General features: G+C 50.4%; 27 protein-coding genes. 1 reads left to right on the top strand and 26 read right to left on the bottom strand.

Annotation, left to right across the window (positions count from 1 at the left end):
* Complete coding sequence (locus PGS25_RS02860) at positions 1-2,199, top strand: ABC transporter permease (protein WP_270417658.1); 2,199 nt, start codon at positions 1-3, stop codon at positions 2,197-2,199.
* Between the two features lie 76 nt (positions 2,200-2,275).
* Here the strand turns inward: PGS25_RS02860 and PGS25_RS02865 are convergent, their stop codons facing one another.
* From PGS25_RS02865 to PGS25_RS02990, 26 genes are all read right to left on the bottom strand, one after another.
* Positions 2,276-2,737 carry a DUF4368 domain-containing protein gene (locus PGS25_RS02865; protein WP_270417659.1) on the bottom strand — a complete coding sequence of 154 codons (462 nt, stop codon included), beginning with the start codon at positions 2,735-2,737 and terminating at the stop codon, positions 2,276-2,278.
* A 118-nt stretch (positions 2,738-2,855) separates the two neighbouring features.
* Positions 2,856-3,326 carry a hypothetical protein gene (locus tag PGS25_RS02870; RefSeq protein WP_347060270.1) on the bottom strand — a complete coding sequence of 157 codons (471 nt, stop codon included), beginning with the start codon at positions 3,324-3,326 and terminating at the stop codon, positions 2,856-2,858.
* A gap of 2 nt (positions 3,327-3,328) precedes the next feature.
* Entirely contained in the window at positions 3,329-4,024 is a 696-nt protein-coding gene (locus PGS25_RS02875) for a hypothetical protein (protein ID WP_270417660.1), read from the bottom strand.
* Between the two features lie 60 nt (positions 4,025-4,084).
* Positions 4,085-4,666: a sigma-70 family RNA polymerase sigma factor gene (locus PGS25_RS02880; RefSeq protein ID WP_270417661.1), complete on the bottom strand. Its 582-nt coding sequence runs from the start codon at positions 4,664-4,666 to the stop codon at positions 4,085-4,087.
* A gap of 16 nt (positions 4,667-4,682) precedes the next feature.
* The gene (locus PGS25_RS02885) at positions 4,683-5,099 is read right to left on the bottom strand and encodes a zinc-finger-containing protein (protein ID WP_238117715.1); all 417 of its coding nucleotides are present in this window, start codon (positions 5,097-5,099) and stop codon (positions 4,683-4,685) included.
* A gap of 47 nt (positions 5,100-5,146) precedes the next feature.
* Positions 5,147-5,494, bottom strand: coding sequence for a hypothetical protein (locus PGS25_RS02890; protein ID WP_270417662.1), 348 nt, complete (start codon positions 5,492-5,494; stop codon positions 5,147-5,149).
* Between the two features lie 84 nt (positions 5,495-5,578).
* Positions 5,579-5,800: a DUF6133 family protein gene (locus tag PGS25_RS02895; RefSeq protein ID WP_270417663.1), complete on the bottom strand. Its 222-nt coding sequence runs from the start codon at positions 5,798-5,800 to the stop codon at positions 5,579-5,581.
* 65 nt (positions 5,801-5,865) lie between these two features.
* Complete coding sequence (locus PGS25_RS02900) at positions 5,866-6,012, bottom strand: hypothetical protein (protein WP_006873413.1); 147 nt, start codon at positions 6,010-6,012, stop codon at positions 5,866-5,868.
* A gap of 185 nt (positions 6,013-6,197) precedes the next feature.
* On the bottom strand, positions 6,198-7,076 hold the full coding sequence (locus PGS25_RS02905; protein ID WP_270417664.1) for a hypothetical protein: 879 nt from the start codon (positions 7,074-7,076) through the stop codon (positions 6,198-6,200).
* The gene (locus PGS25_RS02910; protein ID WP_050624193.1) at positions 7,073-8,005 is read right to left on the bottom strand and encodes a type II secretion system F family protein; all 933 of its coding nucleotides are present in this window, start codon (positions 8,003-8,005) and stop codon (positions 7,073-7,075) included. Before PGS25_RS02910 ends, PGS25_RS02905 begins: the two co-directional genes overlap by 4 nt.
* On the bottom strand, positions 8,006-9,382 hold the full coding sequence (locus PGS25_RS02915) for a CpaF/VirB11 family protein (protein WP_029465907.1): 1,377 nt from the start codon (positions 9,380-9,382) through the stop codon (positions 8,006-8,008).
* On the bottom strand, positions 9,375-10,169 hold the full coding sequence (locus PGS25_RS02920) for a hypothetical protein (RefSeq protein WP_118502044.1): 795 nt from the start codon (positions 10,167-10,169) through the stop codon (positions 9,375-9,377). The genes PGS25_RS02915 and PGS25_RS02920 overlap by 8 nt, the downstream gene beginning before the upstream one ends.
* A 27-nt stretch (positions 10,170-10,196) precedes the next feature.
* Positions 10,197-11,036, bottom strand: a complete 840-nt coding sequence (gene cpaB / locus PGS25_RS02925) for a Flp pilus assembly protein CpaB (RefSeq protein WP_118502046.1) — start codon at positions 11,034-11,036, stop codon at positions 10,197-10,199.
* A gap of 12 nt (positions 11,037-11,048) precedes the next feature.
* The gene (locus PGS25_RS02930) at positions 11,049-11,561 is read right to left on the bottom strand and encodes a prepilin peptidase (protein ID WP_003499633.1); all 513 of its coding nucleotides are present in this window, start codon (positions 11,559-11,561) and stop codon (positions 11,049-11,051) included.
* Positions 11,533-13,230 (bottom strand): hypothetical protein, encoded by a 1,698-nt coding sequence (locus PGS25_RS02935; protein ID WP_270417665.1) that lies wholly within the window; start codon positions 13,228-13,230, stop codon positions 11,533-11,535. Before PGS25_RS02935 ends, PGS25_RS02930 begins: the two co-directional genes overlap by 29 nt.
* A gap of 80 nt (positions 13,231-13,310) precedes the next feature.
* Complete coding sequence (locus PGS25_RS02940) at positions 13,311-13,880, bottom strand: DUF6550 family protein (protein WP_270417666.1); 570 nt, start codon at positions 13,878-13,880, stop codon at positions 13,311-13,313.
* 74 nt (positions 13,881-13,954) lie between these two features.
* Positions 13,955-14,455, bottom strand: coding sequence for a hypothetical protein (locus PGS25_RS02945; protein WP_154255935.1), 501 nt, complete (start codon positions 14,453-14,455; stop codon positions 13,955-13,957).
* An 8-nt stretch (positions 14,456-14,463) separates the two neighbouring features.
* Entirely contained in the window at positions 14,464-14,955 is a 492-nt protein-coding gene (locus PGS25_RS02950; protein ID WP_349192191.1) for a DUF4320 family protein, read from the bottom strand.
* Positions 14,956-15,078: 123 nt separating this feature from the next.
* Positions 15,079-15,726, bottom strand: coding sequence for an RloB family protein (locus tag PGS25_RS02955; RefSeq protein WP_050624200.1), 648 nt, complete (start codon positions 15,724-15,726; stop codon positions 15,079-15,081).
* 1 nt (position 15,727) lies between these two features.
* Entirely contained in the window at positions 15,728-16,924 is a 1,197-nt protein-coding gene (locus PGS25_RS02960; RefSeq protein ID WP_270417667.1) for an AAA family ATPase, read from the bottom strand.
* A 194-nt stretch (positions 16,925-17,118) separates the two neighbouring features.
* Entirely contained in the window at positions 17,119-18,612 is a 1,494-nt protein-coding gene (locus PGS25_RS02965) for a S1 RNA-binding domain-containing protein (RefSeq protein WP_270417668.1), read from the bottom strand.
* Positions 18,613-18,646: 34 nt separating this feature from the next.
* The gene (locus PGS25_RS02970) at positions 18,647-20,581 is read right to left on the bottom strand and encodes a VirD4-like conjugal transfer protein, CD1115 family (protein WP_270417669.1); all 1,935 of its coding nucleotides are present in this window, start codon (positions 20,579-20,581) and stop codon (positions 18,647-18,649) included.
* Between the two features lie 17 nt (positions 20,582-20,598).
* A complete protein-coding gene (locus PGS25_RS02975) occupies positions 20,599-21,684 on the bottom strand; it encodes a hypothetical protein (protein ID WP_270417670.1) in 1,086 nt (361 codons plus the stop codon).
* A gap of 172 nt (positions 21,685-21,856) precedes the next feature.
* Positions 21,857-22,519, bottom strand: coding sequence for a DUF6100 family protein (locus PGS25_RS02980; RefSeq protein WP_006873396.1), 663 nt, complete (start codon positions 22,517-22,519; stop codon positions 21,857-21,859).
* Positions 22,520-23,047 (bottom strand): DUF5697 family protein, encoded by a 528-nt coding sequence (locus PGS25_RS02985; RefSeq protein WP_270417671.1) that lies wholly within the window; start codon positions 23,045-23,047, stop codon positions 22,520-22,522.
* A gap of 192 nt (positions 23,048-23,239) precedes the next feature.
* Entirely contained in the window at positions 23,240-26,296 is a 3,057-nt protein-coding gene (locus PGS25_RS02990; protein WP_270417672.1) for a VirB4 family type IV secretion system protein, read from the bottom strand.

Consider the following 26,296-nt stretch of genomic DNA (forward strand, 5'->3'; position numbering starts at 1 on the left):
ATGTGGAAAGACTATTCGATAGGATTCATCAAAAAGAATCGGGCTTCCAGCGTATCCGTTCTGGTGGCGGCGTTTATTTCTGCTCTGTTTCTCTCTTTATTGTGCGGTTTGTTTTATAATTTCTGGAATTATGAAATAGAATCCGTTGTTTTAGAAGAAGGAAACTGGCAGGGACGCATCAGCGGGGCGCTCGAAGAAGATGAATTGTCCGAAATTGAAAATTTCGCCAATGTAAAAACGGCGGCAATCAATGAGGATTTATCAGACGAACAAACTCTTGTAGTCGATATTTGCTTTGATGACATGAGGGCTGTGTATCAGGATATGCCTCTTATCGCCCAGCAGTTAGGCGTTCCTGAAACTTCCGTATCGTATCATGAATCGCTGTTGTCAAGTTATTTTATCAACGATCCACAGAACAGCAATCCTCCCTTATTGATGGCTTTTTATCTCTTTGTACTCCTACTTGTATCGGTGTCTTTGATTTTAATCATTCATAACTCGTTTGCTGTATCGATGAATGCCCGTGTACATCAGTTTGGCATCTTTTCCAGCATTGGGGCGACACCGGGGCAAATTCGTACCTGTCTTTTACAGGAAGCGGCGATGCTTTGTGTACTTCCTATATTGCTCGGAAGTTTTGTCGGAATCGCTTTGACTTTCGGGGCCATCCAAGCAGTCAATATCCTCGCCGATGGTATTGTCGGCAGGCATGAAGCTGCCTTTACCTATCATCCGCTCGTGTTTGCAGTCACGATTCTGACCTCGTTTTTGACGGTGCTGATTTCTGCCTGGCTGCCAGCCAGAAAATTGAGCAAGATAACCCCACTGGAAGCCATAAAAAACACTGGGGAATTGCAGCTAAAACGGAGAAAAAAATCCCGTATTCTTGCGCTTTTATTTGGAACCGAAGGGGAACTTGCCGGGAATGCGCTGAAAGCACAGAAGAAATCTCTGAGAACCGCTACGCTGTCATTAACCCTTTCTTTTCTGGGCTTTGCTCTCATGCTGAGTTTTTTTACTCTCTCTGGAATCAGTACAAACCATACCTATTTTGAACGCTACCAGGATGCCTGGGATGTGATGGCAACGCTTGAGGACACAAAGATCGAGGACTTTTCTCATACGGAAGAAATCCATGCTTTAACTGATACAGACAGTGTGATTTATCAAAAGGCAACCGCCGTTTGTTCTGTTCCAACGGACGCTGTCAGCGAAGAAGTAAAAAGTCTGGGAGGCCTTGAAACAATCGCCGGAAGTAATGTCAGTATGGTGGATGGGATTTATACCATTCAGGCTCCTATTGTAATCATGGATGATAACAGCTTTGCCATGTACTGTGAGCAGATTGGCGTTTCTTCAGCGGAAAACGGGAGCATTGTTTTGAATCGTATTTGGGACAACATAAACAGCAATTTCAGATACAAGGAATACGTTCCGTTTTTATCCGAGAACCAGGATACGATGACTTTGCAAAACCTGGAAGATGCGGCTGCGTCTGTGGAGATCCCGGTTTTGGGCTTTACACAGGAACCACCGGTTTTGAGAGAAGAATATGATAACTATGCTTTAGTCCAATTTGTGTCCCTTTCCACCTGGAAACAAATCGGAGAGACGATTGGAAATGCTGAACCAGACACCTATATCCGCATTCTTTCAGAAAAAGAAAGAACCCTGCCAGAACTGAGCATGATTGAAACAGAGTTGACGAATGTGCTGGGGCATGACATTTCTTTCGAGGTAGAAAACCGGATACAGGAAAAGATAGACAATGATGCCATGCTAAACGGATACAAACTGATAATTGGGGCATTGTGTGTGCTGCTGGCCTTCATCGGAATCGCTAATGTATTTTCCAACACGTTGGGATTTATCCGGCAAAGGAAAAGAGAATTTGCGAGATATATGTCCATTGGCATGACGCCAGAAGGTATGCGAAAAATGTTTTGGATCGAGGCCCTCGTTATAGCGGGTCGCCCTGTTCTGATCACGTTGCCGATTACGGTTGTGTTTGTGTGGTTGATGATAACGGCAAGTTACCTGAATCCAATGGAATTTTTAGCAATGGCTCCCATTGTTCCTATCCTGCTTTTTATCGTGGCACTTTTTGGCTTTGTCGCACTGGCATATTACCTTGGTGGCAAGAAAATCTTGAAATGTGATCTGGTAGAAGCACTGCGAACGGATTATATGGGATAATACTATCGTTCAGACAAATCGCTTTATCCACAATAAAAGCCCCATCCCTCAATGGTTGAGAGATGGGGCAAACTATTTACGCTGCAATCTCCGGGATTTCCCCGACAAAGTTATACATAATTCTAACTTTCTGTACCTTCTGTCCGTCCACCTTCTTAACCTCGCCAATCAGGATTTTGCTGATAAACCGGTTCAGTACGGACTCGTCCAGTTCCTCAATGGTGGTATAGCACCGGATTTCCTTGATAAAGGTTCGGTCATGGCTTTTCTGTGCGCCCGCCCGGCTCTGCCTCATGGATAGGTCGTGCAGGCGTTTCTGGCTGGTTTTCTGCTCCTGTTCCAGCGCCGCCATCAGCTTCAAAAATCGCTGTTCGGTCAGGAGGCCTTTGTCCTTATCGGTGTGCAGGCTTAAAAACATCCCGTCAAATTCCTGATTCCGGGCTTCCAGCCATTTCCGTTCTTTCGCAGTTTGGGAAGAGTCCACCAGATACCGGCGCTCCATCTGGTGATTATGTGACAACTCGTTCAGATGGAACAATTTCGATATCTGCTATGAATAGTTATATGGACGATCAGATTCCATTGATTATTGCGATTGGCAGATATTCCGGAGAAGTAAGGAAATCAGGACTTACTAATGTTGTTTATGCTGTAGATTAAACAGTATCTTTATTTGCTCCATTATTTTCCTCATAGCCGAGAAAATTATTGGTAGACAGAGCTGCATCTAGATATTCATTTCCCACGGCAGGCCGCGCCCCTTTCTGAAAGTAAAATCGGTAGGGTGAGCCTATTTTAAGTCGGGCCGATTTGCTGAGAAGCAGTGTGATCTCTGTGCCATGGCTGTCTATCAAATGCACTTTGCGGTAACGGCGGAGCATGGGTGTACTGATACCGGCGCAGATGCCTTCCACCACCTCGTAGTTCTTATGTGTGGCAGTCGCCCAGATCCCTCGACAGGATATAAGACAGGCGCAGAGTACGATAATCCCCAATGACAGCAGGATATGATCTTTTGTCGCCACGCAGATGATGGCGCTGATTCCCGCACTGGCGATTCCGGCCAGCAGGGTAAGCAGAAACTTTCGTTGCAATACGGTGGGAAAAAGAATCCATTGTTCCATCATGCTCAGACCCTCTCAAAGATAATCTGCTGCCGCAGATACAGATTGGCAACGGCTAATGTCACCGGTTTGCTGCTCTGGCTGACTTTGACCATGCTGGCAATGTTGTCACTGGTGGTTGTTTCATCTCCGTATAGGGAATCCAAAAGCGCACATTCATTGGGGAGGCGGGAAATATTTTTATCTATGCACTTGATGATCTCTGCAGTGGAGAGCAGGGCTTGTCCGGCAAGGCGCATGACCAGAGCTTCGTATTTGGTGCGTTTATCTTTCTGGAACAGTTTCCGCGCAGCGGATACCGGAACATGTGCCAGCAGCGTCAGCTTGACAAAAGAGGCGAGCCGGAGGAAGAACGGTCCGCTGGTTGGGATAATGCTGAGCGAACCAAGCAGGTCATACAAAGCATCGTATTCTGTTTCACCACTGCCGGATACCAGAAGACCGCGGGTAAGCAGTCGGTTTGTACAGTCTTCCCAAGAACGCTCGGTACAGTAACCGGATGCGGTGGCTAGCTTTTCGTATTCTTGTGCGATGTCATCCCAGCGCAGGATTCTCCAGTTGAGCATGCTCCAAATCACCATTTCCTGCATATCGGCCATGTACTCCTGACCGCCTAACAGGATGATTGGACAACTGCGGTTGCAGCCGTTTGTCCTTCGTTCAAACCGGCCGACCGCAGTGTATAGGGTTTTGATTGCCATATTTCGATACCTCCTTCTTATACATATCCCTTACTGTTGCTGATGCTGATTTTCAACAGATCAAAGTAGGCAGGTTAAAAAGTCAGGGTCATTGCGAAGTTTTTCCAGGGAGCGGGAGATCCAGGCGCCCACATGGGAAGGAGGGACTTGATAGAGGGCGGCGATGTCTGTAATGCGCATTCCCTGAACCTTCAGCGCCAGTGCTTCGATGCCAAGTCTGGCAACGCCCTGATAGTTCTGTTTGCTGGCTTCCAGCAGATCAAGGGTCTCCAGACGAGAAAGGTGGGAGTCAAAATGGTCATCCGGCTGGTCTACCTGATCTCCATCTGCGGCCAGCTCGCCCTGTTCTCCGATGATCAGTCGACTGATGTGCCGCCCCTGACTACAGATTTTTCGGCAGTAGGAGAGGAGTCCATTTTTCACAACCTTTTTGGCGTAGGTTGAAAACTGCGCCTGTCCGGCATTGTAGGTAAAAGCGGCCTTGCAGAGCCACAGGCATCCTTCCTGAAACAGATCTCCATACTCCAGACCACAGATGCCGGGATTTACATGGATGTTGTTGACAATGACCCAGTGAACGATGGATAGGTTTTTTTCTACCAGTGTCTGCTGGTCTTTGGTAAGCTTAAAGTTTTGCTTCATCAGGCTTCACCTCCGTTCAGGCAGCACGCCCGGATGTGTACGCCGGAGCCTGCTGACAGAGGGAAATGACTTGCTCGCACATATATTCGGAAAACTGGCCGATGTGGGTCTGGTGTGCATCCAGCCCCAGTTTGGCTTGCAGCCAGATATAGACCTCCCATTTTTCCATATGGCAGTCCTGCTGCAGTTTTTTTAGGGCACGATGGGCCAGAATGCGTTTGTGGCGCAGATCGCCATTCGCCAGTGTCCCCATGGGGAGCAATGTGCGCTCATGAGCACTGACATAGGCATTGCAGGCCGGCCATCTGTCGCAGACATACAGAAATTTTCCTCTGGTCTGTGGAGTAGATCCATACACAAGGCTTGCAGGCCGAAGAGAAGCGTGAGCATGACAATAAGGACATTTGATTTGCTTTTGTTTCAATAAAATCACCTCCATTACGCGCCGATGACGGCGGCATTGCGTCTTAACAGGCAGAATCATCCGAAGTAGGTATCCCGGTCTGGGCATAGCTGTAAAAACGGACATACATGGTCCGAAGAGGTATGCCATTCCAGAAACTTGGTATAAGCAGTCCGGAACGAGCGGCACTCCAGAATTGCAGAGCATTCTTCGGGGTCCACTGCTTCTCCACTCAGCTTCCGCACTGTCTGGACGGACAGAAAGATCGGCTGACAGCTTGCGTCTGTTGCCATCAGGAACCCCTCACAGGATGCCTGCCGGATCATTGGACAAAGTGAACCGCTGCAGCGGATGAACAGGGCGTTGCGCCAGTTACCCCGGACTGCTTGCAGAAAGGAATAGAACTGACACGGTTTTTGATTCATGCTTTCACCTCCGTTATTCGTTATCTACAAATAAAAAAGGGGGCCAGCTGCAGAAGTTCTGCAAACTGGCCCCTGATTTGGTGCTTAGGAGAACAGACTTTCAATCTCCTCAGTGATGCGGGGGATGACCGTATCGTTGAAGATGAGGGTCAGAGCCGCCAGGAGCAGCGCACCCAAAACTACGGCGATAATGATCTTGACGGCGTCCGAAATGTAAAAATCGCCGCGCTGATTGGACAATGCCATACGGCCGAGGTTGAGCAGATAGTTGGCTTTGGTATAGATACGGGTCGTGAATTTTCTCATGGGTAACCTCCTGTTATATGTTTGATTGATGGTTGAGTGGATGGGTATATCAAGTCCACCGCCTGTTAAGCGCGGCGGATAGGCTTGATCAGGTTGTTTTTGTTGGAACGGGGCCGGTTCGGATATGCTTTAGGTCGCTGGAACAGCAAGCAGCGGAAGCGGCGCTTTTTGGTGCCGGTATCATTCGGCGGATAAAATTTCTTTTTGGGCATAGGCATTCTCCTGTAAAAAATGGAGCCGGGCTGATGAAGCAGCTCGGCTCAGTTCAGATGAAAAGAAATGATGTGCCTACCGCTATGGAAAATCGCGTGGGTACAAATGCTCACCTCCCTATGTATCTGTCTTCCATATGAGGAGCAGGTATGAAAACGCCCGGAAGTACCATGGCAGATACCAATTAGCCAAAGAACGCCCCGAGCGAACTCATAACCTCGGTACAGAGCACCACCAGGTAGATGATCATAATGCAAATCAGCATCATCATAGAGTAACGCTGGATCTTTTTGGGACGTTTGGCAGCTTCCTTTTTCAGATTGTTCTGCTCGATCTGACGCATATCGAAGGTAATCATTTTGAAGTACATCCGCTGGTCATCGCCGCGCAGGACACCAATCAGGCCACGGATCACATCGGACAGCATGGGGCTGCCAATGCGGGTTTCAAATCGAATGAGGGCATTTTCATAATTGCCGGTCTTCATATCAGCAATGGTCTGATCCAGTTCAGCGCCGAAGTCTTTCCCAGCCACACGGCGGTAGGAAGTCAGAATTTTAAGTACATCCCTGTCATTTTCAAGGCTCTGGCCAACAGTCAAAGCAAACCGGGGAATCTCGCCCTCAATCAGTTTGCGGCGCTTTTTAACAAAATCAAAGGCGGCATAGTAGGTTGAAAACCACAGTGCCACCGCAAGGCCAATCAAAATAGGTACCAGCAGCGGAATAAGAAATGCTATGGGGATGGCACACAGGCCGACTGCCCCTGCAGTTACCCAGGCTCTGGCTGTATAGACCTCCGGGGTAAGCTGCAGACCTGCAATGTCCAGAGCGCGTTGTACCTTATTGCGCTTGAGCCGATCCAGCCGCAAATAAGGGGCGATCCAACCGGCGATTTTTGTCACATAGACATCAAGTAGCTTTTCGTTTTTGGTGCCCTGCTGTTTGCGGGAGAGCATCATCATTTGTGAGGTCTTCTTGGTCGGGATGTCCACAAAGGCGCAGGTCAGGTTGTAAACGGCAAAACCGAAGAAGATGATGGCGATGAGCGCCAGAAAGGTCATACGCTGTCACCTCCATATTCGATGGGCTTGCTCAGTTTCATGATCTGGGTCAGCGCAAACAGGATGATGGCTGCGCAGATCGCCAGTGCAATTTTGCCCGGTGTGGTGAAGATAAGGGTGTGGAACCAATCCTCATTCAAGAAATAGAGCAGCGGCACATTGGCGATAACCAGAAATATCATAGTGATGGCTTCACGTCGCGGTCCTTGCATCATTGCCTCCAGTTCCGACTGCACCACACGCACATCGGAGAATTTCTGGTTGATGGTAGGAAGGGTATTCTTCATACTGCGGTCGGACTGGCACTGGATGAGGGTGCCGCACCATTCATGGAAGACCCGGTTGGGAATCTTCATCTTCAGGCTGTTGATAGCGCTGGTGATGTTGGCATTGATCAGTTCCGCTTCATAAACGAAGGCTTCAAAGTTGGCTTTTACCGGCTCATTGATATAGGGCAGGTTTTCCTTGACAGAACGGATCAGATCTTCGGTACGCAGGTAGGAAGTCGTGATGATGGAAATAGCGGTTTCCAGTTCTTCATTCAGGTGCTTTTTATAGCTGGCAGCGGTGCTGCGCAGATACCAGATCGGTATAAGGGAAAAACCGATACCAAGAATGGGCACCATGTACACATTCCCAATCAAAAGAGCCAGCACAGCCCCCACAGCGAACAGGATCAGGGACAGTCGTTTTACCGCTTCATAGCGGTCAGCCCGTCCAGTGCCCTTCAAGATCTGTTTCAGTTCGTAATCCTGATTAAAAAATCCCTTGGCTGGCGTGCCCAGAAGAACATTCAGTTCGTCCGATAAGGTAGCGGATTTTCGCTGTGAACGGAAGATGGCATCAATAAAATCACCCGGCTTCACACCAAACAGAGCCAAGAGCCCGGCACTGAGCAGGATAAAACAGATAAGATAGATCCATTGCAATTAACCCACCTCCTTTGGCGGCTGCATGAATTCTTCCAATTCCTTATTGGAAATGCCATTGTCCAACAGTCTTTTCTTCAAGGAATCGGAGATCAAGCCGATTTTTTTATGGTGCCCTACCACACGGGTTTCACCACGGTCATCAGTTACATTGTCCTCCACTTCATATTTGTATAGGGAATGGGCGATCAGCCGCCCGTCCTGGTAGTCCTCGCCCTCGATGATCTCCATGATCTTACGGGAACGGTCCTCCAGCTGCTTGGTAAAGACGATGATGGGATACGCCTCTACCATGATCTGCATGAGGATGGAGTCATCCATGTTGTACTTGCGTTTGGCAAGGGTCATCATCCTGCGGTAAGTACTGTTGCAGGAATTGGAGTGGATGGTGGTACATACGGTATGGCCGGTGCGGGAACTTTCGGCTGCGGACAGGCTTTCTGCTGCTGACCGCATTTCACCCACGCCGATGACATCCGGATGCTTACGCAGCACCCGCTCCAGAAGAAAATCCTGATTGATGTTCAACGCAGGGTTCTCGCTGGGGCGGGTCAGCAGATGTACTACGGAATTGAGGATATTGCCCTGTGCATCCCGCTTGACCAGATCAAATTCGCGGCTGCCTTCTTCAATGGTAATAAGGCGCCGGTTATTGGGTACATTGGACAGCAGCCAGGCCATGATCGTGGTCTTGCCGGAGCCGGTGGAGCCTGCAATACAGACGGACACCCCATAGCGGATACATGCAGTCAGAAAGTGAAGCATTTCAGCAGTGGCACTGCCGGAGTTCAGCAGTTTTTCTTCACTGACGGTCTGCTGGTTGACAATACGGATGGAGGCATTGACGCCTACATCTGCATCCACAATGGGAGTTTTGTCCACTGAAATACGGATATTCTTGTCCAGAAATCCCACAATGCTGGGCATGGTGTCATCAATGACCATGCCGCAGGCGTTGAGCATCCTGCGAATCACATCGATGGCGTGCTGGGGCGAACTGAATTTATCAGGGATCTTGATGCTGCGCCCACTGGATTCGATCACTTCAATGTCGTTGTAGGCGTTGATGTTGACCTCCTCAACACCGGGCTTATAGATCCATTTCTTTAAAAAGGAGTAGCCGGCCATGTCTTCATAGAGCTTGGAACACAGTTCTTTTGTAGAGAGCCCGTCAAGGGCATATTTGCGTTTGACAATGTAGTGTTCCATCAGTTCTTTCAGCAGGCTTGTGGCACGCTCTGCATTGCCTTCCCCAGCTTCGGCAATGGTGGAGGCATGGTTTTCGGCAAAATACCGCTGTACATCCTCCAGTACCTGGTCATAGGTCAGCTCCTGATTGGCGGCCGGTGTGAAGAATATATCATTCAAATTACTCATCGGCATCCTCCTCACATTCATACGCCGCATCCTCCTCTGACTGCTCAGCCAGTTCCATTTGCTCCAGAATTTCCAGTACCTTGTTCAGTGAAGCAGTGTATTTGGGGTTACAGTAGGTGATAGCCTTGAACATACCGCCTTCGGTAGCACAGCGGTCGATCTCCTTACTGTAGGGAAGCAGGCCGTCAAACCCGCCAATGATATAGCCCATTTCATCCAAGGCGTGGAAGGGACGGGCCAGACCGGCGAATGTCATATGCTCAGAAAACCGGAAGCGCTCGTCCACAAGCAGAGGTTGATGGGCTTTCAGGTAGTTGATGCCCTTTAGGTCCGGGGTGAGGATACGGATGACCACATCGCCGGCTTCAATGGCGGCGGGAGTGAACACATTGGTCATGCTGGTGCTGCAGTCCAGAATGACGAAATCTACCAGCTTGGCGGCAGCATGAATGAGCTGCAGTACCATGGCATATTTGACCTCTGGGTAGCTCAGCGGGTTTTCTCCTGCCGCATATCCCATCATCCCGATGAAGGGATAGTTTTTCAGCACTGTCACATGACTGGCGACCAGAGATGTATCAATCTCCACACTGCTCAAAACCTGACCGATAGAGGTGTTGGTTTGGATGATCTGCTCCGGCAGCCAGACCGGCAGCATAGGGACATTCATATCGGCATTGATAATGATGGCTTTCCGCTTGTCCCGGGTCAGGGCTTTTGCCAGAATACAGCAGAATATGGATTTGCCGCTGCCGGGGCTTCCCCAGACGGTGATAACTTTACCCATAACGAAGATTCTCCTTCCTTGATTTGATTATTCTGCCGAGGGTGCAGTTTCATTGGTGGATTGTGCAGTCTCTGCATTTACCGTTTCCTGGGGTTCACTTTCAGCGTCAGAATTTTCCGCATCTGCAGCTTCTTCCTCAATCAAAGTTTCGGGGAAGTAGATTTCCTGCAGAGTCTTATCCTGCTTGGCAAGCAGCTCATCTGCCAGTTTGTCATTGTTGCGGGAGATAAGAGCTACATGAGCTACGCCGTCATTTTCAAGACCGGTAATGATCTTCGCCTGTTCAGGGCTTGCCAGCACAGTGATGGTGGCTGACTGCTGCTTTTCTTCATCCTCCGTGGGCTCCTTGGCATTATCCACATTGATGCCGTCTGAGTCTGTGACGGACAATACTTTGACAAAACGCAGTTCCGGTACTTCGGCCGCCGTATCAAGAAAGTGGTAAATACGGATGATGTCACCGGGCTGAAGCTTGTCAGAGAGGCCGGAAGCAAGTGTTTTAACGGTCAGCGAGATAGCAACCTTACCGGAAGGGATGCTGTTGAGCGCCACATCGGACGAAACCGGTACAGAGCTGATCTTGCTGGTAAGGATATAGTCACCCACAGCCAAGTCGGCGGTAGCGTAAAGACCATTTACATCAGAGAGCTGATGGGCGATGTTGGAGGGGAGGTTATAGCCTCCTACCTCAACCACCTCAGCATTTTCTGACGAGATTTGCTCGCCTTTCAATACCGGCTGGGTGATACGGACGATTTCCTCTTTTCCATTGGTCTGACGGGCGATGGTTGGAAGTGCCACGAAGGCGATAACTGCCGCCAACAGCAGAGAGAGGATACCGAAGATGAATCGGTTATTCAGTTTCATAAGCGTTGTCTCCTATCTTAAAAATAGTTGGGCCAGGGTCGCTGTACAGCAGCCACAGGCGAGAAATGGCAGGAACGGGATAGCAAGGGGCTGCCCGGTTCGGTAAAGCCGCCTGAGAAGAAAAATCACAGGCATTGCGGTAACAGCTGCAGTCAGAAAGACCAGCGCCATGCCGGAAGGACCGTAGACCAGCCCTAATATCCCGCAGAACTTGATATCCCCGCCGCCCAGACCAGTGCCGTTTGTTGCCAGTGCAGCTGCCAATGGAATACAAAAGCCGAGCAGGGCGCCTACCAAAGCATGGGTAGCGACCGGCCAGAGGAAGAGCGGCGGGAGCCCATGATTTAACAGGAAATACCCCTGCAGGACCGGCGCCAGGGCAGCTAAGGGGATAAAAAAGACGAGTGCCCGGTCAGGCACCCGTCTGTAAAGCACATCGTAGACAGCAAAGCCGGCCACCACAAAAAATATGGTAAGCAGGTAAGCTGTCCAGAGGTTATTCTCGATTGGTATACCAGTCATCATAAAGGCTCCCTTGGATCGAAACATAGTCATTTAGGTTGATGGATAACATGCCGTCAGGAGTCCAGGTATCCCACACCTGTGTATAGATGGTGTAGTCGGTGGCATCTGGGAACCACAGCGGTGTGAAATGCACTGTCCGGTCATAGGTGGAAAACTCGTTGGGCTTGAAGATGAATTTTGCACTTTGGCCGCCAGAACGCTGTAGAAGCCGCAGATAGGTCTGATACTGGAACTCAGGAAATACGGAAAAAGCAGTTTGGGGATAAGTAATGTGGCTGGTTGGGGCATCTGTGGACAGCGTTGCCCGCACTTCGGTTTTAACGCCGTACCCGCTTTTCATCGTCTTGCCGGATGCTGTGGGTACAATATCGTCTGGCATTAGGGACATCTCTCCGCTGATGGAAGCGGAGTAGCCCGTATATTCGTATTCCCAATATCCTTCATCCACCCAGTGCCCGCCATCTTCACCGTGGTCGCACCATACCCATACAGGCACCCAGTAGCAGCTCCAGACGCCCCAGTTGGCAGTGAGCTTCTGCGTTTCACTGGGCAGGGGCGGCACAGAGTAGCCGGGATTCGTGTCGGTTGCCACAGGGTCAGGTGGAATGTGCTCATTCAGATCCACGATTTTTGCGACAAAGGTATCCTGAGCGGTATAGGCGCCGCTGACAGATACTGTAATGGTCACGGTCTGTGGGGTGGAGGGGGTATGCCATTTGACCCAGGCTACCTGACTGTCACCGGCTGGGATCACTATATCATTGACCCGGTAGGTGGTGCCGAGAATATGGAAGGTAACCGATGCCGGATTATCCGGCGTCAGATCCTGATCCGTCCGCAGTGTGACGGCGGTGATCACATCCGTATCTACTCGGTATTCGACATCAGGGGCCTCAATTTCTCCTTCCGGCGGAGCTTCATCAAACCAGACGATACCAACGCCGAGGGTGCTGATGATGTCGGAATTGTTCTGCTTCCCGGTGGTGTTGCCTGTCCAGGCGGAGATGCCAAGGTCACTGAATTCCAGGAACATGGACAGCGGCAGGTTTTTATGGGTAAGCGAGGTCATGGTTTTCCGCAGATTGCCGCCGGACATCTGATCATACAGGCCGGCTTCAGTAGCTGTCATACAGTAATACTGGCCGTTGTGTGTGAAATAGGCAATGGGTTCGATCAGCAGCTTGTACTCGCCGGCAATCATCCGCTCATAATCGACTCCGGCTGCCTGAGCGACCATCATGCATGCATATTCAGAACAGAAATACCGTTTGATGGCTTCAATGTTGCTCTGCCCCTTGCTGCTGACGATTGTGGGCATAGACTGCGCGGGCTTAATGCAGGAATAGGCAGCGCCGGACTGGAGGGAGAGACCGGTGCCGCTCAGGTATTGCAGTTTGTTGACTTTCCCAAAATGGAGAAGACTGGTCTTCTGCGTCCGGTTTGAAAAGTCCAGAGGAGAAGATACGGCAGTTCCGCTGGATGCGTCAACAACCGTAATGCGGACGCCATCATTACCCGGAGTCCAGAAGTTGCTGCTTGTGCCCTGACCCATGCCGCCACCTCCGCCATCTATGTTTCCATTTCCGCCCGTTGCAAAGGCAGAGGAGGGGAATAGACAGAAAACAAGGGTAAAGCAGCATAGGAAGGCGAGAAGTCGTTTCAAATACATCACGCTCCAATCCTTTTGAAAATAGGAAGGCCGCCACAATCCTGTGACGGCCAAGTAGTGCCATATTCAGTTGTAGTAAATCAGCCCATATTGCCGACCTGTTTGTTCAGATCCCCATCGCTGTCACCGTTGGACTGCTGTACATCTCCGGGAACAACCCAGCCAAACACCGGATCGTATACAGCTCCATTTCCGTTGCTGGAGCCGGGAGCCGGTTCATTGCTGGGCGGTGTTTGCTCGGCGGGCGGGGCAGTAACCTCCGGAACTGACGGGTCGGGATTGACGGTATGCTCCTGACCAGGATCTTTGATTTCGGTCTTACCTTCCGGCACTGGAGGAGGCGTTTCTTCAGGCTTTTCGGTATCGGTGAAGTCGATCACAACCTCATCCTCCGTTTGGGAGGTTACTTTGGGATATTCTTCTTCGGCGTCTGTGGATTGGCCGGGGGCATAAGCATCTGCTCCATTATCACTATCTGTCTGTGTGCCGCCATCTGACCAATCGCCGGTGACGCTGCTGGGTGGGGATTCATCCGGCCTAAAATCTCTGGTACGGTCGCGGCTTACGAACCAGCAGACACTCAGAATAGTGACGCAGAGGAGAGCCAGCGAGGAAACAATAAAGCCTTTGGATTGGAAAAACTTCTTCATATTTTACATACACTCCTTTTTTGCTGTTATATAAAGCCTATACGGTAGAATGTGCCGGGCTTTCAACAGTATTGTTAGAATTTTGTGTTGTGGTAGCCTGTCAGCTCCACCCGTTGGGTGATAGCCGGATAACTGTGGCCGAACATCCGCACATAGAACTCCACGTCACAGTAAAAGATGTACTCAACCCGTCCATCCTCAACATTGAAATCCAGGCTGATGTCGGAAACCTTGTAATCCTCCGTTGAAAGCGGAATCTTGGAGTCCAGGCCACCTGCCACTGTAGCCTCCAGCATGTCGGTATAGTCACTGCTGGAGTAAAGGGTATTTAGGTACTCTTCAAAGTTGGTCTCACGCTGGGAACGGTAGGTATCTGCATAAATCGTGCCGCTAAGATTATTTAACTCCATTTTAGCGCCGTTGCGGATGTTGATGCAGGTGATCCGGATGGAAGCATACAGGAGCAGGAAGGAAATCAGCATCACGATGCCTACCACAAAAAAGCAGGCGAAAAAGGTGATCTCGCCCCGTTCGTTTCGCAGCGGCTGTTTCAGCCGCAGGAATATGCGTTTCATAGGTCACCTCACTTCCAGTAGTGCTCACTGACGCCGCTACCACGGGCAACCACTGTGATGTTTACCAGGTCAAAATTCCAGAATCCGCCCAGTTTGGCATCTCCCTCGATAGTAATGAAGAAGGGGGTGCCCAACTGGATGGCATTTGTCATACCGGATGGCCTGGATGATGTGTAAGTAGCGTCAATGGAGTAGGAGATATTTTCGGCTCCTTCGATCTGAGAACTCAAAAATTCAAACAGTTCATCAGTCTCGCCGTTGACGCCGCCGGAAAGCTGGATTTGTTTGACCATCTGATCGGCGGCATGGTCAAGTTCCTGCTTGGTGGAAATGATGCTGAACAGGTCAATAATGAAGGCCAGCAGCAGGACAGCGATGAAGATAAAGACCACCGTACTGAAATAGTTGGCCTCGCCCCGCTCGTTGTTCAGCATCTTCCGGGCTTTTTGAAAGAGAATAGAAACCACCACCTTTACTGAAATTGAAAACAGCCGCTCCAAACCGGAGCGGCTGCTATGCAAAGTTTTGACTGTACCAAGTATAACAGATATGGATTTACGGCGAAAGGGCAGGACTGTGCCAATGTAGAGACAATTTTGTGCCAACCATGTTTCTTTGAAACATTACAGCAGTGATTCCACCAGCTGATAGATGTCGGTAAATGGATTGACAGCAATTCCAAACGGTTTGCTGCTGTCATTTTGAAGATGGTATTGCTCTACACGTTTGGCGTTCTGAATCGCAATGGCTGTATGCTCTGCTAACTGGTTATATACATCGCCAGCTTTCTCATAATCAGGGAGATAAGTGGTCAATGCGTTTTTCACTGCGGGATAGTCTTTGAAAAATTTGGTGGTGTACTGGAAATGCAACAGATACCAAAATTCAAAGCAAGGATTGGAGAGTGCAATCTGAATCCCCTTCGCATCTGCCATTTTCCTTGCCTTGGAGAGCAGACTGTCCTTTGCAGTGATGGGGTCAGGGTTGTTGTAGTTCACATCTCCATCTGCAACTACCCATACAGAGTCTCCCTCTGATACGGAAATCTGATTTTTGTTCTGATATTCCACGGCTTTCCTGATCAGGCTGAGGTAATCAGTTTCACCTCCGCTGGTGCGGCTGCCGACCACACGAATATCAATGTTTGTCTGACGGTTGCGGTAGTGTTCAAAATACTTAGGCTCAGTTTGAGAACCCTCCGTTACAATCAGAATGACAGGCTTTATTTTTCTGCGTCGCTGTCCACGCTTTTCAATTTTTCCATGTGCCATTTTACAGCCCTCCCTTGATAAAGGGGATCGCACCATAACGGCCAATCAGATAGCCTTTCTCCACCTTGGCATCCTTGCGGATGGAAAAATCGTAAAGGGAGAACAGATCGGTAGCCGCTGTTTGCTCGTCTTTTTCGGTAAACCAAATCTGATCTCTCCTCAGTACATCCAGGTCAAGAAGATTGGTGTTGTGTGATGTGAAAATCAACTGGGCTCCATTTGGATTGAACTCCACGCTGTTAAAAAGCGAGACCAGATGCTTTGTCAGAAGAGGATGCAGATGAGCGTCCATCTCGTCAGCGACAAGAAGGGTTCCTTCATCCAGCACCTTTTTTACAACACCGATCAGTTTGAAATAACTGTTGGTGCCATCAGATTCCTCTGCCATGTTCAGCGCGTAGGAAGAAGTATTTCCCTCTGTATCCTGTACCGTGTGAATGGCCTCAATATTGGTAAAGATATCATTGCGCTGAGAAGGAGCGGGTTCTGCATCACGCATCTGAAGGGACTGTATGCCAAAATCTGCAACACGCAGCATAGAGGCGATCACATGCCGGTAGTCATCATCTTTGAGTTGTTCTGCTTCAAGGCCGTAGGCGTCTGCAACAGAATTTTTCGTGATGATCTGGCAGGAAGCAAACCATTCCAGAACCGGAATCACTTTGGAATAGCTCCAGTTTGATGCGACAGACAGATAGAGCTTGTTGGCCGAAGTGCGATCCTTGAGAGTGTTTTGTTCATCGACATCAACGGTAAAGCGAAAATCTTTTGTGTCTTTTCGCTCAAAAATGAGTGCCTGCCTGCCATTGGGATAGTAATACAGATATTCTTCAATAACAACCTTGTCTGTTACAGAAAAGCCATACGCATATCGGATGCCATTTGTGGTGAAGATGACCTCAAAGCTGCTGGGGCGAGAGGGTGTTTCCCGGTCAAACTTGAACGGCGAACGCTCAATGGTTTTGTGGAGCTGCTGGTTATGCGAAGTCAGCACATAATTTACCATGAACCAAAACGCATTCAATACATTGGACTTTCCGGAAGCATTGGCGCCGTAAATCACGGCAGACTTCAAATGCTTTTTGCTTCCGTCCACAATCAGGTGCTCTGGATGTTCGTTATCCTTACTGGCAAGCAGGGATAACACGACATTATCTTTGATAGAGAGAAAGTTCTCTACACTAAATTGAATCAGCATAAAACAACCTCCTAAATCCTTGTTATAATATATTATATCCGCATTTTTGTGAAAAATCAACGCAAACGAAAAATAAAAATCTATATAGAGGGTTTAAGAGGATAGTCGTGTGGAGAGGATATGCGGTGGGAGTTTCGGTAATGATAAAAAGCAAGCCTGGGAAACAGTTCGCCGCTGCTTCCCAGGCACTTTGCTTACAGGTTCTGACGGATGATCCGGGTGATAATACCTACAGCCACACCCCGCTCCATATCCAGACGGGTGACGGCAAAAGATACATCGTCCTTTTTGCCGGGCATCCGGTAGTCATAGCAGGAGTGGGCTACCGCATTGACGCCGTTGGAGAGGCGTACATAGACAACGCCCTTGTGGACATCTGTGACACGGCCGGCATACTTGCCCTGGATACGGCACTTCTGCAGGTTGTCCCTGTCGGTGTTCTCGGAAATACTCTTGATGTCAGCCTTGATGCCCAGGTCCTCCAGACTGTTGCGCCGCACGCTGAGAATCCGGACCAGCACCTCATCGCCTACGGAAAAACGCTCATGGGCGTCACCGATCCAGTCCCAGGCAAGGTCACGGGCAAGGATGGAGGTTTCAACGCCGAAGACTTCCACGCGCACAACCTTTTCGGCCACAGCAATCACACGCGCCTGGACGATGCGGCCCTCATAGACACGGTACATACCGGCAGCATCCGTATCCAGATAGAAAATCTGGCGTTTGCGTAGCATGGCCTCCTTGCGGCTGGCAACTACGCTGCGGGTTTTGGAGTCGATACCACGCACGATGAAGTCAATGTCAGCGCCGAGCATGTTGCCAAGAATCTTATTTTGGCGCAGCATAAGGTCGGCGTATTCCTGACCGGAAGGGCTGCGGCCCAGATTGATCATCATTTCCTTGATAGGGATAATGACACGGAACCCCTTGTAATCCACAACTGCCACCGTCTTGCGGTTGTCCAGCTGTTCAATGCCGCCCAGCTTGCCGGTGATGATCTTGCGGGTGCGGTAGGCATTATGGATTTCATGCCAGATTACATCATCACGGTCTTCGGCAGTCTCGACATCATCCCGGCTGCGGATGGTAAGAACGGAGGCCTCGCCGCGCTGGGGGCGGGGTTGACGCCGGGGAGGAGAAGTGGGTGCAGGAGCGGCAGCTTCCTCCAAGGCAGAAGCATCAGGCTCCACAGCGGCTTCCTCCGCATCAGGGATAGTATCGGCTGTAGCTACCGGATCGGCAGCCTCGGCAGGGACTTCCTCTGTGACAATTTCTTCAGGAGCAGCAGCTTCTTTCTTCTTTCGGCTGGTACGTTTGGGCTTGGGAGGTGCAAGGGGTTCCTGCACAGCATCGGCGTTATCTTCGTAAACATCAGGCGGCTGCACATCAGAGTCTTCCGGCATATCAGTGGGAGCAGCGCTTTGATCGTCTGTTTCAGCAGGCGTATCCCCGAACATTTCCTCCTCGGTGAGTTCAGGAAGGGGATCTTCAGCCATATCTTCGGCAGAGGTGTCCTCTTGGGGCTGATCCATCTGCCCTAGCAGTTCGTTCAAATCCAGACCATCGCCAGCGGCAGCAGGAAGGGATTCAGGTTGAGCGGTATCGGCCAGCAGAGTTTCGTCTTCTGACATAACGGTTTCGGTAACAGGAGCGTCCTGTTCCAGAAGTTCTTTTTTCTTGGTTGCCATAGATTAAAACCTCCTATGAATTTGATAGTTTTGTTCAAGACAGGATGGAATCCTTGTCTGTGGTGATAATGCCTTCCGGTGTACCGGCAGATTTGGGAGCCGGAGCCTCTTTGGGTGATTTATCCATGGGGGATGCCGGCTTTGTGGCTTTGCGCTTTGCCGGTTTCTTTGCTGCCGGAGCCGGTTTCGGAGCGGGCTGCGGTGTTTTGGCGGCTTCCTCTTCCAAGCGGCGCCATTCCGGTACATGGGCAGATGCTTTGCAGGAACGCAGGTACTTGGCTTCCGGGTGTTTGGAGTAATCCATTTTGTCTACCTGCAGAACCTTCTTGCCGCGGATGATGATGAGAGCCTGATCCAGAGGGAGCCGCAGAACTTCATCAGGCGTAAGTACAGGGCGTTTTCCAACACCGGAGGTTTCACGAAACTCCGGCGTATAGTTGGAGATACGCCAGGTGCCCAGCTGTTTGGACTTACTGGATACTGCTACGGAGGCAAGTCCTGTCCTGGCAGAAATAAATTCGGCAGTAAGCTGGTCTGTACAGCCTAAAAACAACTGCGCGTCACAGTTTCCAATGATCTCCTGCCACAAATTCTGCGGGTATCTGTTCTGCAATCCTGCGAGATTTTGGAACACACAGGACATGGAGATATTCCGGGAGCGTATTACGCTGAGCCGGCGGGAGAGGTCGGGGATCGTGCCGCACGCTGTCAGTTCTTCCCCAAGGATATGGACAGGCACAGGCAGTTTACCGCCCTCGCAGTTGTGGTCTGCATATCGCACCAGTTTGATGAAGCAGAAAGATAGAAACAGCGAGGCCAGAAAATCAAAGGTGCTGTCCTGGTCGCTGGTAACGAGGAAGTAGGCACAGGGCTGCTGCCCCGGAAGCTCCAGATCGATCTCATTCTTAGCGGTAATTTTTTTGATCAGCTCAGACTGGAATACCTGCAGGCGGCTGCCAAGACCGATAATCACGCCGCTCCGCACTGTGTCGCTGGCCTGCTTGAACAGGCTGTAGGGTGCTTTGGCGGGGTGCGTGGAAGGAAGCGCTTCGAACAATGTGTCAAGTTGGGATTCCCCATTGAGGGTCAGCAGCTGGTAGACTTCGCCAATGTTGCGGTTTTCTTCCGCATAGCCTTGATCTACATACAGTACCAAGGCCTTGAGCAGATTCATCTCGCAGGCATCCCAGAAATGGTCGCTCTTGCCGTTGTTCGTGGTGTTCTTGATGATGACATCTACAAAAAGCTGGGCCATTAGTTCCTGTCCCTCAACTTCGGCAAGGCAACACCAGGAATCTGAGTTTTCAGGCGAAACGAGGTTGAATACCTTGACACAATAGCCCCGGCTGCGGAGAAATTCGCTTGACTTCTCGTACAATTCCGATTTGGGATCGCAGATGATCAGCGATTCTCCGGCGCCATTTTCGCCTCGGACAGTGGCCTGAAGGATACGGTTCATACAAAACGAACGGGTTTTCATGGAACCACTGGCGCCGTAGACTGCCAGATTACTGTTGATTCTGGTATCTTCCGGTATGCAGACTGCTTTGCCATCCAGCATACCCAGTACAACACCCTTGTGTTTGCGCAGATCGGGCACCAGATCCAGTACGCCGGACATCTCTTTGCGGGACATCCAGCCGGAGGTGCCATAAGTGCCTTTGGCGGAGTAGGAGAAATTACGGTCTTCATCATACTCGCCGGCATCACCATATCCCATGCGCATGACCATGATGAGCAGCACTGCTAACAAGCCAATGCAGATCAAGATGCCATACACACCATAAGGCGGTCGGAGCACAGAGGAAAGGCAGAGAAGGAAGTCGGGCGAAGCGGCCAGCGGTGAAGTACCATCGCCGGGAATACCGCCGCCCTGTTTCCAGGTTGCATAGTTACCCAAAAGCTGCGCCAGAAAGCCGCCTGCGTATAGGATCGCAAGAATGGCAAAGGGCGCTGCAATCAGGCTCACAATCAGTTTTTTCTTGTTTATGGGAACAACCTCCCCTCGAATTTTGTGAAGTCGATGGTTTGGAAGCGCACTTGGGAACCACAGTAGCTGCGAAGTACCTCTGCCTGGAAGTCAAAGCAGATCAGTGTGCCCAGGCGCTCAGATAGTTCGAGAGAGGTGTTAAAGCGTGCGATACGGGGCAGATCGCAGAAATAGCCAAACAGGACTGGTGAGCCATCCGGTGAAATGCCGTCATGCTCAATAGCCAGTCCGGGCTGCCTCGCAGTAAGACCTTGGAGCAGAATACGGTCCAGCTCCGCAGTTTTCCCAGGGTCGCACAGCAGTGCAAGTATCACCTCCCCCTGATGGTCGTTGGTAAGATAAAGAAAATGTTCATAGCTGCCATCCAGCATGAAGAAATCATGTTTGCGTCCTCCGGTGCTGGTCAAAATCTGGTAAGCCAGATCCATGCTGTTGCCCAGAATCAGTCCATGAACATCCTCATGGCGAAACTGTAGGGACAGGCGCTGTTGGCAGATTACGCTCCAGATCAATGCCTTGACCCGCATTTCCGATTTGTAGCGCCACTTCATCAGGGCGCTGCTGCTGTTGTAGGTCACGAAGATGCCGGAGGGCGCAAGGAGTATTCCGGTGGAGCGGGAACTGCGGATCTTCGTGGTGTCGATCCCCATTTCTTTCACTTCTCTGGAACTGAAAAAAGCAGGATAGACAATCCTGCCGCCAGCGTAGCCCTCCGGTGCAAAAATTGCCGGTTTTTCATCCCGATACACACATACACCCGCATTATCCATGGTCACATAGGTTTCGGCCAGGCGGTGTAGCCGGAGTCTTCGGTCAATTTCGCATTTCAAACGGTTGGTGTCGGTATCTCCTGTCAGGTAGCTGGCAAATCTATCCGGCCGGCTTTTCAGCAGAGTGGCTTTGGCTCGCGGCCCCAGACGGTAGCCGCGCAGTTTATCCCGGTAATAGGTACGCAGCAGCCCGTCTTTTTTCAGTGCAGTGACAACAGACTCCAGATAATATGGACTGCCGGGAAGTCTGTTAAGCTGGTCTGTGGGGAACTCGCCGGAGATGGCAGTCAGAGAGAGAAGCCTGTACGCCATCGTGTCTGGCTGTGGGAATTTCCCAAGTGATCACCTCCTTGTGGTGTGTGGCTTTTACCGAGACTGCAAGGAACTTCGGTAAAAATCCGTGGTGTAACGACAGAAAAAAGCCCCGAAATCCGGGGCGAAATACGATGTTGCGGCAGGTCGGACAAGCAATGGCTGAAAATGCTCAAAAATCCGAGATGGATTTTAGGGTGTTTTCATGCTCAGCAAGCCAGGCGGGAAACCGCTTTTTTTCCATGACACTGATTCTGGTACAGTCCTTTTCGCCCAGCGCAGCGGTGTTGTAGGCATCGCAGAGCAGGCCGGTATCGTCAGCCATGACGAAGGTGGAGAGGACATCCAGAAGCTGCTTTTCTTCCAGATTGTCGTAGTCACGGATACGCCGGGTGGGAAGGCACTGGTCATAAACCTGCGTAAAGCACACCACACAATCGCTGAAGCGGGGCATGGGATGCTCTTTGGCGTATTGCTCCAATGAGAAGTAGAACGGGTCGAGCAGAAACTCAGTGTTTTGTCTCTGCTTGCGTTTTGGGAGCAGACCAGGCAGGGTGACCTCCAGTACACCGTCCTCATAGACAACCTCAATTCCGTGTACAATACCGGCGGATGTTAGGTAATCGCCTTTGCGGATGGTGGTGCTGGAATATATCAAATGCCGCAGCCTGCAGGCAATTTTCTCTGCCCGCAGGGCGGCGTCAGTGGATAAGACTTCATAGTTGTCCGGATAGCGCTGAATATCCGTGGTATCCATCGCGTAAAGAGCATTGCTCAAACGGGATATATCATCAAGAATGCTTCCAATCCGGTGTGAGATGATTTTTCGTTCCAATCAAGTTCCTCCTGTTTTCTTAAAGTAATGCACCTGGCCCGCTGCATCCACGGTGCAGAAACCGGAAATGCCAGGGCAGTCAATGCGGCGAATGTCTTCCGGATTATCGACCAAAATGATGCGGCGTCCACCGCTGCGGTCATCCCGAAGCGCATGGTTGATCAGGGCCTCCTGGCCGGAAGCTGCGTAGACGATTTCGTATAGTTCACCGTTTGCAAAGAAGATAAGCTTGACCGGAAAATCACCGGGAGCATGGTATTCCACCTGTCCGATAAAATCCAAGAGTACCCAGGCAGCCCGTATCAGGGAGTTGTCTGATTTTGCTGCCCAACCAGACGGAAAGTAACCGCCTGTATCAGTTTGAAAAATACGGCCCTGCTTTTGCAGATGGGAGAGCAGGGTCTTGATGATTTCTTCTTTGCCAGGGTGAAAGCAAAGAAGCTGCTGCATATTGAGACCGGGATACATCGTGACGATCCGCAGCAGAGTCGCAGCTTCATTTCCATAGATTTCAGCCCTGGTCTTCATGGGTATCACCTCCAATGGCGTAATATAGGCGTATTCAAGACGCATTAAATAGGAAGGAAAGCCAGTCAGTGTAAACCAAAAGATGATCTGGCTGGCAAAACTGGCTTTTAGGCGTAATACAGGCGCAAAGCAGACGCATAGCGGTGTCTGGCAGGAAAGTTGCACATGGGAATCACCTCGCTTTTCAAATTGTTATATCTGCTGTTCGGCAGATGTGGATTGTTCACGGCGTTTTCGCTCTACGATTTCACGCAGCTCGCGGCGGTCGGTAGTGATCAGATCCTTTTCCAGAGGGCTGGCTTTGAACTCCACCATAATATTGTTGTTATTGGTAGAAATCAGACCGTGACCTCTTTCAAAGTGAGTGATCTCCATTGTTTCAGCATCGGACAGGTGCAGGGCTTCCTGTACCCGCTGGGCTTCGTCGTCCTCCAGATTCAGAATGATCTTGGTCTTGGAGTTGTTGATGATGCCCTTACCAAATCTGCCGCCGTCAAGGTCAAAGAAATCGGCAAGATCCTGGCTTGCAAAAATCGAGGCGCCGCCGTAACCGCGTATGGTTTTGGCAATTTCCAAAAGAAAATCGCCGGCCAATCTTACACCAGCAGCACCGGCACCGGATAGAAGCTGCCAACACTCATCAATGAAGATGGCTTTTTCTTCTGTACGGTCGGCTTTGGCTCTGTCCCAAACAAAGTCCAGCGCCACAAACATACCTACGGTGAGCAGGTCTCCGGTGAGGGAGGAAATATCCAAAACAGTGTACTTGTTGTCGAGCCGAACATTGGTCTGCTTATTGAAGGTGCTGGCGCTTCCGTTTACCAGACGGTTTAGGATGTGGGCCATGCGCATCGTTTCCTTGGAGGTTTTCAAAATTTCGTACAGGTCACCAAGCACCGGCATCTCACGGTACTGGCCGGGCTTTGCAGGGTCTTCCAAAGAGGCATTATCATGAGTGATGCCTTTTGTGTTATAGGTACGAACAAGGGCTTCGTCCAAAAGCTGTCGTTCCTCGTGAGACATATCGGGGATCAGCAGACTGAAAAATATGTGGAGCTGCTGGATCTTTGCTGCAAGTTCAGATAACTGGATGCCTGGACCGTCCAGAAGTTCATTCACCGAGCGGTCTACCCGCCGAATCTCCATGACATTGATGCAGTGGGGACTGGCCGGTGAAATCTGGATAAAGGAGCCGCCCACATTGGAGCAGGCGCGATGGAATTCATGGCCTTTTAGGGGTGCAACAATGAAAATGGGGATATTTTTCCGCCTCATTCGCAGCGCCATCAACTGCATGGTAAAGGTTTTGCCGGCTCCGCTCGTGCCAAGGATCGACATATTGGCGTTCTTATAGACCGCAGAATTGAAGATGTCCACGATAATAAGGGAACTGTTGTACTTGTTGACACCCAGCAGGATACCGTTATCATCACACATCTCATAGGATGTAAAGGGATAACAGCTTGCGGCACCGCCTGTTAGCAGGTTGCGCTTACCCCGCTCATACAGTTTCTTTTCCATTGCCACCAATGGCAGGGCAGATAAAAACGCCTGTTCCTCCCGAAAATGGCAGGTGCAGGCGTTCATGTCCTGTGAGAGCAGGAGCTTTTTCATCTCGCTGACCTTCCATTCTAAGTCTTCCTCGTTGGAGGCAGTAATGGTAATCAGCAGATTCAAGTAGTAGAAGTCCTCGTTGTTGGCAAGACCCTCTTTGAGAAAGTACCCGCTTCGGATAGCGCCATCAATGTCATCAAAGTCGGTGTTGGTGTCGCTGGCGTCCTTGATTTTGGAACGGTTGATACGCAGCTGCTGTCCGACTTTCTGGATGATGGTTTCTTTGGGCTGACGGGAGAGGAACATATCCATATCGATCCCATCACCGGCATTGACGATAAGACTGAGCCAGCCGGCTGGAACCTGCGTTTTGTAGCCATCAGAGGGCACCAGCAAATAAGCATAATACAGACCGTCAATGCAGATATGGTGACCATGCGTGAAGTCAATGCTTTTTGGCGCACAGAATTCGGTGGCAGGGATATGGTCGATCTCACTGTCGCGCCCTTTGGCAAGGTACTCAGCCACAACCTCCTGTGCCCGGACGGAGAGCGGCTTTACAGCACTTTCATTTCTGCAGAGCAGGTTATAGAGGACATCTACCGTAAACTCATCCCAGTTTTCCGGAACGATGACCTCGTTACCGCACTGACGGAGGTAGTTGGTAGCAGTATGGACTGCACTTTGCAGGGCATTGATTGCCTCGCCTTCTTCATCAGAGCGCTTGGTGTTGCTCCACGGCTCATATTCAAAAATCAGGAAGAAACGTCGGGTAATTGCCTCACGGGAACCGATCTGCTGAACGAACTGGAGGTAGTCTTCCTGCATGAGCAGACATTGTTCATTGGTCTCCTGTTCCATCTCCTTCCGAACGGTATCCAGATGGCGGTTGATCTCTGCCCGACGTGTCAGTACCTTGATTTGCAGCTTGATGGGGCTGATTTTCAAGTAGGACACAAAGGAATAGATGATGTTCCGCTGTTCCTGGGCGCTGCGCAGCATAAAATTGATGGGTACTACCTCGACGACCTTGACATAGCGGTGGTCCTTCGTGTAGATGATGCCGTTTTCAATTTTGGAAATCGGCAGATAATCTGCTACCGGGTTAAGGCAGGCGGGCTTCGGCTCCTGAGTGCGGATAGGGCGTTTTACTTTGCGCTCTTTGGAGACCTTCTTTTTTTGCTTGGCGGCTTTCTTCTCTTTGGCAGGCTTCTGCTTTTTCACAGGACGGAGTTTTTGGCGGATCTCGTAGCCACGAACTTCATCAAACTCCGCTGGGAAATCCTCTCTGCCGGAGCGCCGTGACCGCCGGGGAGCCTTATCGGGCTTGTGTACCTTCTTTTTGATATGCTTGCCGCCATGCTCTGCCGCAGGAACCGCATCTTCTGCGCTGTTACCGCCTACAATGCGGCGGTTTCGCAGGTACTTTATGAAAATCAGCAGAAAAGAGGAAAGGCTCTCACCGGAAACTCCGATAAGCGCCACCAATGCTGCTGGCAGTGCGGTCAGGCACAAAGCGATGATACGGGCAGTCAGGCCAAGAGGGAGCAATGAAAAAACCGGCACACCAATGGCAAATGCCAGGATACCGGCTTCAATCACATTGCGGGCTTTGAACATACCACCGAAGAAGGTGCCTGACTCGATGAAATTCGGTGGTATTATGTAGGTATCTCGGTCGATTTTATGATTCAT

The organism is Butyricicoccus sp. AM78-15b2TA (genome assembly GCF_027665985.1).
Lineage (GTDB): Bacteria > Bacillota > Clostridia > Oscillospirales > Butyricicoccaceae > Agathobaculum > Agathobaculum butyriciproducens.

Bases quoted from the DNA above. Each gene is read 5' to 3' on its own strand.
- PGS25_RS02945 (WP_154255935.1), bottom strand. From the start codon at position 14,455: ATGAAACGCATATTCCTGCGGCTGAAACAGCCGCTGCGAAACGAACGG.
- PGS25_RS02860 (WP_270417658.1), top strand. From the start codon at position 1: ATGTGGAAAGACTATTCGATAGGATTCATCAAAAAGAATCGGGCTTCC.
- PGS25_RS02930 (WP_003499633.1), bottom strand. From the start codon at position 11,561: ATGATGACTGGTATACCAATCGAGAATAACCTCTGGACAGCTTACCTG.
- PGS25_RS02890 (WP_270417662.1), bottom strand. From the start codon at position 5,494: ATGAATCAAAAACCGTGTCAGTTCTATTCCTTTCTGCAAGCAGTCCGG.
- PGS25_RS02965 (WP_270417668.1), bottom strand. From the start codon at position 18,612: ATGGCAACCAAGAAAAAAGAACTTCTGGAACAGGACGCTCCTGTTACC.
- PGS25_RS02960 (WP_270417667.1), bottom strand. From the start codon at position 16,924: ATGCTGATTCAATTTAGTGTAGAGAACTTTCTCTCTATCAAAGATAAT.
- PGS25_RS02940 (WP_270417666.1), bottom strand. From the start codon at position 13,880: ATGAAGAAGTTTTTCCAATCCAAAGGCTTTATTGTTTCCTCGCTGGCT.
- PGS25_RS02905 (WP_270417664.1), bottom strand. From the start codon at position 7,076: ATGACCTTTCTGGCGCTCATCGCCATCATCTTCTTCGGTTTTGCCGTT.
- PGS25_RS02975 (WP_270417670.1), bottom strand. From the start codon at position 21,684: ATGGCGTACAGGCTTCTCTCTCTGACTGCCATCTCCGGCGAGTTCCCC.
- PGS25_RS02990 (WP_270417672.1), bottom strand. From the start codon at position 26,296: ATGAATCATAAAATCGACCGAGATACCTACATAATACCACCGAATTTC.
- cpaB (WP_118502046.1), bottom strand. From the start codon at position 11,036: ATGAAACTGAATAACCGATTCATCTTCGGTATCCTCTCTCTGCTGTTG.
- PGS25_RS02935 (WP_270417665.1), bottom strand. From the start codon at position 13,230: ATGTATTTGAAACGACTTCTCGCCTTCCTATGCTGCTTTACCCTTGTT.
- PGS25_RS02985 (WP_270417671.1), bottom strand. From the start codon at position 23,047: ATGAAGACCAGGGCTGAAATCTATGGAAATGAAGCTGCGACTCTGCTG.
- PGS25_RS02900 (WP_006873413.1), bottom strand. From the start codon at position 6,012: ATGCCCAAAAAGAAATTTTATCCGCCGAATGATACCGGCACCAAAAAG.
- PGS25_RS02880 (WP_270417661.1), bottom strand. From the start codon at position 4,666: ATGAAGCAAAACTTTAAGCTTACCAAAGACCAGCAGACACTGGTAGAA.
- PGS25_RS02915 (WP_029465907.1), bottom strand. From the start codon at position 9,382: ATGAGTAATTTGAATGATATATTCTTCACACCGGCCGCCAATCAGGAG.
- PGS25_RS02920 (WP_118502044.1), bottom strand. From the start codon at position 10,169: ATGGGTAAAGTTATCACCGTCTGGGGAAGCCCCGGCAGCGGCAAATCC.
- PGS25_RS02870 (WP_347060270.1), bottom strand. From the start codon at position 3,326: ATGATGGAACAATGGATTCTTTTTCCCACCGTATTGCAACGAAAGTTT.
- PGS25_RS02875 (WP_270417660.1), bottom strand. From the start codon at position 4,024: ATGGCAATCAAAACCCTATACACTGCGGTCGGCCGGTTTGAACGAAGG.
- PGS25_RS02895 (WP_270417663.1), bottom strand. From the start codon at position 5,800: ATGAGAAAATTCACGACCCGTATCTATACCAAAGCCAACTATCTGCTC.
- PGS25_RS02955 (WP_050624200.1), bottom strand. From the start codon at position 15,726: ATGGCACATGGAAAAATTGAAAAGCGTGGACAGCGACGCAGAAAAATA.